At 70.2% G+C, this 6,581-nt stretch carries 8 protein-coding genes and 1 pseudogene; 8 read left to right on the top strand and 1 reads right to left on the bottom strand.

The window, feature by feature from the left end; all coding sequences use genetic code 11:
* The first annotated feature begins 57 nt into the window (after positions 1–57).
* Positions 58–942, top strand: coding sequence for a leucine-rich repeat domain-containing protein (locus DEIPH_RS00230; protein ID WP_161636010.1), 885 nt, complete (start codon positions 58–60; stop codon positions 940–942).
* A gap of 19 nt (positions 943–961) precedes the next feature.
* Here the strand turns inward: DEIPH_RS00230 and DEIPH_RS00235 are convergent, their stop codons facing one another.
* Positions 962–1,690 carry a hypothetical protein gene (locus DEIPH_RS00235; protein ID WP_034351952.1) on the bottom strand — a complete coding sequence of 243 codons (729 nt, stop codon included), beginning with the start codon at positions 1,688–1,690 and terminating at the stop codon, positions 962–964.
* A 219-nt stretch (positions 1,691–1,909) separates the two neighbouring features.
* On the opposite strand from DEIPH_RS00235, the gene ccsA reads away from it, so the two are divergent.
* From ccsA to DEIPH_RS00265, 7 genes and pseudogenes are all read left to right on the top strand, one after another.
* Positions 1,910–2,620 (top strand): cytochrome c biogenesis protein CcsA, encoded by a 711-nt coding sequence (ccsA, locus tag DEIPH_RS00240; RefSeq protein ID WP_034351954.1) that lies wholly within the window; start codon positions 1,910–1,912, stop codon positions 2,618–2,620.
* On the top strand, positions 2,613–2,732 hold the full coding sequence (gene ccmD / locus DEIPH_RS19000) for a heme exporter protein CcmD (RefSeq protein ID WP_081790690.1): 120 nt from the start codon (positions 2,613–2,615) through the stop codon (positions 2,730–2,732). Before ccsA ends, ccmD begins: the two co-directional genes overlap by 8 nt.
* The gene (ccmE, locus tag DEIPH_RS00245) at positions 2,729–3,187 is read left to right on the top strand and encodes a cytochrome c maturation protein CcmE (protein ID WP_034351956.1); all 459 of its coding nucleotides are present in this window, start codon (positions 2,729–2,731) and stop codon (positions 3,185–3,187) included. Before ccmD ends, ccmE begins: the two co-directional genes overlap by 4 nt.
* A 13-nt stretch (positions 3,188–3,200) precedes the next feature.
* The gene (locus DEIPH_RS00250) at positions 3,201–5,183 is read left to right on the top strand and encodes a heme lyase CcmF/NrfE family subunit (protein ID WP_034351958.1); all 1,983 of its coding nucleotides are present in this window, start codon (positions 3,201–3,203) and stop codon (positions 5,181–5,183) included.
* A gap of 25 nt (positions 5,184–5,208) precedes the next feature.
* A complete protein-coding gene (locus DEIPH_RS00255) occupies positions 5,209–5,787 on the top strand; it encodes a TlpA family protein disulfide reductase (RefSeq protein ID WP_034351960.1) in 579 nt (192 codons plus the stop codon).
* Positions 5,784–6,290: a cytochrome c-type biogenesis protein gene (locus DEIPH_RS00260; protein WP_051517032.1), complete on the top strand. Its 507-nt coding sequence runs from the start codon at positions 5,784–5,786 to the stop codon at positions 6,288–6,290. Before DEIPH_RS00255 ends, DEIPH_RS00260 begins: the two co-directional genes overlap by 4 nt.
* Positions 6,287–6,581 (top strand): annotated as a pseudogene (locus DEIPH_RS00265) (c-type cytochrome); the annotation flags it as partial. The gene DEIPH_RS00260 and the pseudogene DEIPH_RS00265, both read left to right, overlap by 4 nt.

The following is a 6,581-nucleotide window of genomic DNA, read 5'->3' on the forward strand; positions in this document are numbered from 1 at the left end:
CCGCTCCAGTGGCGTATGAACCACCAACATGCGGCGGGAAGACAGGGACTTGAGTTGTTGACGGCGCTTGAAGGCCGCCCGGAGCCGCCCCCCGCCCAGCTCAACCTGAACAGTTGCCGCCTGTCTTCCCTGCCGGACCTCCTGCGGCACGGTCAGGAAGTCCGGGTCCTGAGCGTGTACGACAACGACCTGCGCGACCTGCCGGACTGGCTGTGGGACTTCACGCGGCTGACCACCCTGAATCTCTCCGCCAACCGGCTGGCCGAACTCCCGGACGGGCTGGGACGGCTGACCGCGCTGCGGATGCTGGACCTGGGCCACAACGAGCTGCACTGTCTTCCCGAGGTGTTTACCCGCCTGACGGGGCTGAAGTTCCTGTATCTCAGCCACAACCGCCTCACGAGCCTGCCGGAATCGCTGCGGCAGCTGCGTTCGCTGGCCTACCTCAACGTCACGGACAATGCCTTCACGGCCCTGCCGGAGTGGCTGGGGGAGCTGGAGCAGCTGGTGGAGTTCCGCGCCTACAACAATGCCCTCACGTTTCTGCCCGGCAGCCTGGGCGACCTGAAGGAACTGCGGGAACTGCACGTCATGAAGAACGAGCTGGAACGCCTGCCGGCCGAGTTGGGCGGCTGCACCCGGCTGAACCGGCTGATGCTGCAAAGCAACCGGCTCACGGCCCTCCCGGAAGAGGTGGGAAAGCTCCCGGCCCTGGCCGAACTGGACCTGCGCTTCAATGCCCTCACCGCTCTGCCCGCCTCACTGGCCGGTCTGGAGGGGCTGCGCTTTCTGGACCTGCGGGCCAACAACCTGACGACGCTGCCAGAGGGGTTGGCCTTTCTGCCCCAGCTGGAGAAGCTGGACGTGCGCTGGAACCGGCTGTCGTCCCTCCCCCCCGCCTTTCGCCAGCTGGAGGAGCGGGGGTGCCTGATCTATACTTGAGGGCACCCCGCTTCCCGGACTACGCGCCGCCCGCCACCAGCAGCACCGCCCGCCCGTCGTGGTCCCCGGTCGTCTCGCCGGGCGTCTCCAGCCGCGACCCCAGGTCCACGTACCCCGCGCGCTTGTACGCACTGCGGCTGTTCAGCTTGTCGGCCAGGTCTTCGCGCGCCCCCTGAAAGCTCCGGTAGGGATGGCCGGGGCGGGGCAGCAGGCGAATCCCCTCCAGGCTGAAGGCTCCGGTAAAGGCGTACCCGCTTGCCAGCGGCACCGGGCCGAAAATCCGCCCGTGGTTGTTGGGCACCCAGAACGGCCCGTCGCTGAACGCCTCGCCCGGCCCGGTGGGGAGCATGGGATACAGGCGGCCCCCGACCTCGCCCCAGTAGCCGGTGCTGTGGCCGCCCTTCGGGCCATACCCGGCGGCGGTCATCGCGGCGAGGAGGCGCTCGCGGGCTTCCTCGGGCGTGCGCGCGGCGCGGTCCACAAAAATCACGTTGACCGGCTCGCGCAGGGTCCGCCCCCCCACCTTCTCACCCAGCCAGGTGGCGGGCACGAGGTCCTTGGTGATCATCCAGCGGCCCACCTCGCCCACGTCGGGGACCGGCACGGGGGCGTCGGCGGGGCGGTACGTGGCCGGGTCGGGCAGAGGCACGGGGGCGGCAGGCGCGGAGGCCGAGGGGGCGCAGGCCGCCAGCAGCGCGGCGGACAGGGCGGCGAGGGCCAGCAGGGGCAGGACACGGGAACGCTTCATGGGGCAGACCTCCGGGACAGAATCTCAGATAAGAACAGGAACAGGGCGTTGGCCCCTTCACCGTAGCAGCCGCCCGCCCCCCGCGCACGCCAGCGGGGACACTCGCACTTGTCCCGGCCCGGCCCGGGCGGGATGCTGCGCGCGAACGAAGTCCCGCGCCCCCCCACGGTCCGGGCATCACGGTCTGGGGGGCCAGGACGGGTCAGAATGGGGTTTGACATGAGACAAGACCGCGTGACGACGCTGCTGGGGGCCGCGACCCTGCTGGCCCTGGGGATAGCGGCAGTGCTGGGCCTGCGCGCACCGCTGGATCAAAATCAGGGGTCCCTGGTGCGGCTGATGTTCGTGCATGTGCCGAGCGCGTGGCTGAGTTACCTGGCCTACGGCGGCACAGGTCTGTTCGGGCTGCTGTACCTGCTGACCCGGCAGAGGCGCTGGGACCGCCTGGCGATGAGCAGCGCCGAGATCGGGGTGCTGTTTACCCTCTCCACCATCGTGGGCGGGATGCTGTGGGCCAAGCCGACCTGGGGCGCGTACTGGGTGTGGGACGCCCGGCTGACCACCACGGCGCTGAGTCTGGTCGTCTACGGCGGTTACCTGCTGATTCGCAGCCTGATGGACGACCCCGAGCGCCGGGCGCGGGTGGCGGCGGTGATCGGGCTGGTGGGCACGCTGTACGTGCCGGTCAACTACATGGCGGTGGAATGGTGGCGCGGCGTTCACCAGACCCAGACGCTGCGGCTGCTGGGCAAACCCAGTTTCGAGGCGGCCCCGATCTACGGCTGGGTGCTGCTGGTGGGGACCGTCGCCTTTACGCTGCTGTACTTCTACCTGCTGCGTGTGCGGGGCATCCTGGCGGCCCGCGAGGACGCGCGCGAGGAACGCGAACTGATGGACGAACTGAACGGGCTGGAGGTGGCGCGTGGATAAATATGCCGGGTACGTGGCCGTGGTGTACGTGGTGACCTTCGTGCTGCTGGGCGCGTATCTGGCCTGGATGTGGCTGAGACTGCGCGCCCTGCGTGAGGAGGACCGCGAATGACGCCCACCGCCCCCCTGCCCCGGGCCAGACGGCGCAGGCGGAGCCCGTTGCCGGTCGTGCTGGGCGTGGTGGCGCTGGTGGCGCTGACCGCCTTTATCGCCTTCGGGAACCTGGGTAAGAGCCTGGAATACTTCGTGACGCCCACCGAGTACCTCCAGCAGCGCTCGGAGCTGGAAGGCCGCCCGCTGCGTATCGGCGGGCTGGTGAAGGCGGTGCAGTACAACCCGCAGACCTTGAACCTGAAGTTCGACGTGACGGACGGCGGCGCGACCTTTCCGGTGCAGTACCAGGGCGCCGTCAGCGACCTCTTCAAGGAAAACCAGGGCGTGGTGGTGCGCGGCGAGTTTCAGGGCAACACCTTCCACGCCACCGAACTCGTTGTGAAACACAGCGAGGAATACCACGTGCCCCAGACACAGGCCGAACTCAAGGACCTGCTGAAGCAGAGCGAGTGATGAGGCGCGGGCCATGCTGAACCTGATCTCCTTTCAGGCAAGCGGACTGGGGGCGCTGGGACAACTCGCGCTGCTGGCGGCGCTGGCCTTCACGCTGGGCGGAACGTGGCTGGCGGTGGTGGGCGGGCTGCGGGCCGACACCCGGGCGACCGAGGCGGCGCGCCGGGCGGTCTGGGCCGTCTTCGCGCTGGTGAGCCTCGCCACTCTGACCTTGATGGTGGCCCTGCTGCGCGACGACTTCAGCGTGCGGTACGTGGCCGAACATTCCATGCGGACCTCCCCGACCTGGGTCAAGGTGACGAGTCTGTGGGGCGCGCTGGAAGGCAGCATTCTGCTGTGGGCGTGGCTGCTGGCCGGCTACGCCTTCATTCTCAGCCTGACGGTGCGGCGCGACGCGCTGCGGCCCTGGGCGCTGGGGGCGATGTTCGTCAGCCTGCTGTTCTTCGTGGGGGTGTGCGCGAGCATTGCCAGCCCCTTCACGCCGCTGGCGCAGATTCCCGCCGACGGGGCCGGGCCGAATCCCGCCCTGCAAAACCACTGGATGATGGCCGTTCACCCGGTCCTGCTGTATCTGGGGTTCGTGGGCCTCAGCGTGCCGTTTGCCTACGCGGTGGCCGCGCTGGTCACGGGCCGCTTATCGGACCACTGGGTCGTGGTGACGCGGCGCTGGACGCTGCTGGCCTGGGCCTTTCTGACCGCCGCGATCGTGGCGGGCGGCTGGTGGAGCTACGAGACGCTGGGCTGGGGCGGCTACTGGGCCTGGGACCCGGTGGAGAATGCGTCCTTCATTCCCTGGCTGCTGGTCACGGCCTTCCTGCACAGCATCCAGATTCAGGAACGGCGCGGGCTGATGCGGTCGTGGAACGTGTGGCTGATCGTGCTGGCCTATGCGAGTACCGTGCTGGGCACCTTCCTGAACCGCTCCGGGATCGTGCAGAGCGTCCACGCTTTCGCGGGGGGACCGGTGGGGCCGGTGTTCCTGGGCTTCCTGGCCTTTTTGCTGATCCTGGGCATCGGGCTGGCCGCCTGGCGCGCCCCCCACCTGCGCGACGAGGCCGATCCGCCCGCGCCGATCAGCCGTGAGGGCGCCTTCCTGGCGGGCAACTGGCTTTTTCTGGTCTTCGCGGTGATGGTGCTGGTCGGCACGCTGTTTCCGACGGTGGTGGAGGCGGTGCAGGGACGGCGGGACGCCTCGGTGGGTCCGGCCTTCTACAACGCCTTTGCCATTCCGCTGGGGCTGGGCCTGCTGCTGCTGATGGGCGTGGGGCCGCTGCTGCCCTGGCGACGGGCGGACGGGCAGAGTTTCTGGCGGGCGCTGCGGCCCCTGCTGCTGGCGGGGCTGGGCGCGGCGCTGGTGGCCCTGGTGCTGGGCGTGCGGGCCTGGGGTGTGCTGGGGACGGTGGCGCTGGCTGCATACAACCTCGCCGGATTGGGCCTGTTGACCGCCAGAGCCGTGAAGCAGCGGGGCGGCGGGCTGGGCGGTCTGGTGCGCGAGCAACCCCGGCGGTACGGCGCGTATCTGGCGCACGTCGGGCTGATTGTCGTGGCGCTGGGCATCGCCTTTTCGGGAACATACCGGCGGGACGCGCAGGCCACGCTGAATGCCAGTGCGGCCCCCGTCCATCTCCTGAACGAGACGCTGGCGCTGCAAGGCACGCGGCGCGACGCCAGACCTTACGGGCAGTCGGCGGTGGCTCGCGTTCTGATCGACGGACAGCCCTTCGAGGCGCGGATGAACACCTACGTGCAGGCGGGGGGCACGGCCTTTCCCGCGCCAGCGGTGCGCTACGGCGTGCTGGGCGACACGTATCTGGTCGTGACCGCCTTTGATCCGCAGGGCAGATGGGCCAGCGTGCGATTGATCGAGAGTCCGCTGGTGTCGTGGATCTGGTGGGGCACGCTGATCGTGGTGCTGGGCGCGGGCCTGACGCTGGTGCCCCCCCGCCGGGCGACGGCGCGGGTCCCGGCCCTGCGGACGGCTCCGGCGACCGATTGAGGCCGCGAAGCAAGCGAGAGGACCTATGACTGAGATTCCTTCCACTCCCAAGACGTCTGCCCCGGCCCCGCTGTGGCGGCGGCTGCTGCCCCCCTTGATCGCCGCCGCGCTCGTCGCGGTGCTGGGCGCGGCCCTGCTCAGCCCCTCGCACAACGCCACCGACGGCGGGCCGCTGGTGGGCAAACCTGCGCCCCAGTTCACGCTGACCAGTCTGGACGGGACCCCGGTCAGCCTCGCCGCGCTGAAGGGCCGCCCGGTCGTGCTGAACTTCTGGGCGTCGTGGTGCGGGCCGTGCCGCGAGGAAGCGCCGCTGTTCCGCGAACTCAGCACCCGGCAGAGCGCGGGGCAGGGCCTGGCGGTCGTCGGCGTGCTGTTTCAGGAGACGAACGAGCAGAATGCCCGCGACTTTATCCGCGACTACGCCCTGGCCTATCCCAGTCTGCGGGACCCCGGGATCAGGACCGGCATCAACTACGGCGTGGCGGGCATTCCCGAAACCTTCTTCATCGACCCGCAGGGCGTCGTGCAGCACGTGGACCGGGGCGGACTGACCCGCGAGCGGCTGAACGTGGGGCTGAAGAAGATCGGTGTGGCGGGGCTGTGAGGGAGCCGTCGGCGGTCCCCCGCCTGCTGCCTGCCGCCGCCTGCCTGCTGCTCTCGGCGGCCCTGGCGCTCAGCCCGGCGCAGGAATCCCGCGCCGAGCGTCTGGGCAACAACCTGCGCTGCCCGATCTGCACGGGCGTGCCGATCACCGAGAGCACCAACGACATCAGCCGCGAGATGCTGCGGGACGTGCGGGGGCAGGTGGCGGCGGGGCGCAGCGACCGCGAGATCTATGCCTATTTCGCGGCGCGCTACGGTAATTTCGTGCTGCTCGATCCACCCAAGGAAGGCAGCAACCTGCTGCTGTGGGGGGCACCGCTCGCCGCGCTGGCCGCGGGCGGGGCCGTGCTGTGGGGCTTTCTGCACCGCCGACGCCCGGTGGGTGAGGCGGCGGTCATGCCCGTGACCGAGGACCCCTTCGACCCCTACCTCGCGGAAGTGCAGCGCCACACCGGGCAGGAGCGGGCGCGGCCGTCCGGCACCCGGGATGGGGGCCAGGCATGAGCCTGAGCCTGGTGCTGCTGGCGCTGATCCTGCTGGCGTCGCTGTGGCTGGTGCTGGAGCCGCTGCGGGCCTCGGCCCCGGCCGACCCGGACAGGGCCGAACGGGAGCGCCTGACGGCGGAACGTGACCGGCTGTACGCCGAACTCACCACGCTGGAGGACGAGCCGCGGCGCCCCGATCTGGAACGCCGGACGGCGCTGGCCCTGCGGGGCCTGGACGCGCTGCCGCCCGCACCCCGCCCCGGCCGGACGCAAACGCTGGCGCTGGCGGGTGTGGCCGCAGCGGCGCTGG

The organism is Deinococcus phoenicis (assembly GCF_000599865.1).
Taxonomy (GTDB): Bacteria; Deinococcota; Deinococci; order Deinococcales; family Deinococcaceae; genus Deinococcus; species Deinococcus phoenicis.

Bases quoted from the DNA above. Each gene is read 5' to 3' on its own strand.
- DEIPH_RS00235 (WP_034351952.1), bottom strand. From the start codon at position 1,690: ATGAAGCGTTCCCGTGTCCTGCCCCTGCTGGCCCTCGCCGCCCTGTCC.
- ccsA (WP_034351954.1), top strand. From the start codon at position 1,910: ATGAGACAAGACCGCGTGACGACGCTGCTGGGGGCCGCGACCCTGCTG.
- DEIPH_RS00255 (WP_034351960.1), top strand. From the start codon at position 5,209: ATGACTGAGATTCCTTCCACTCCCAAGACGTCTGCCCCGGCCCCGCTG.
- DEIPH_RS00250 (WP_034351958.1), top strand. From the start codon at position 3,201: ATGCTGAACCTGATCTCCTTTCAGGCAAGCGGACTGGGGGCGCTGGGA.
- ccmE (WP_034351956.1), top strand. From the start codon at position 2,729: ATGACGCCCACCGCCCCCCTGCCCCGGGCCAGACGGCGCAGGCGGAGC.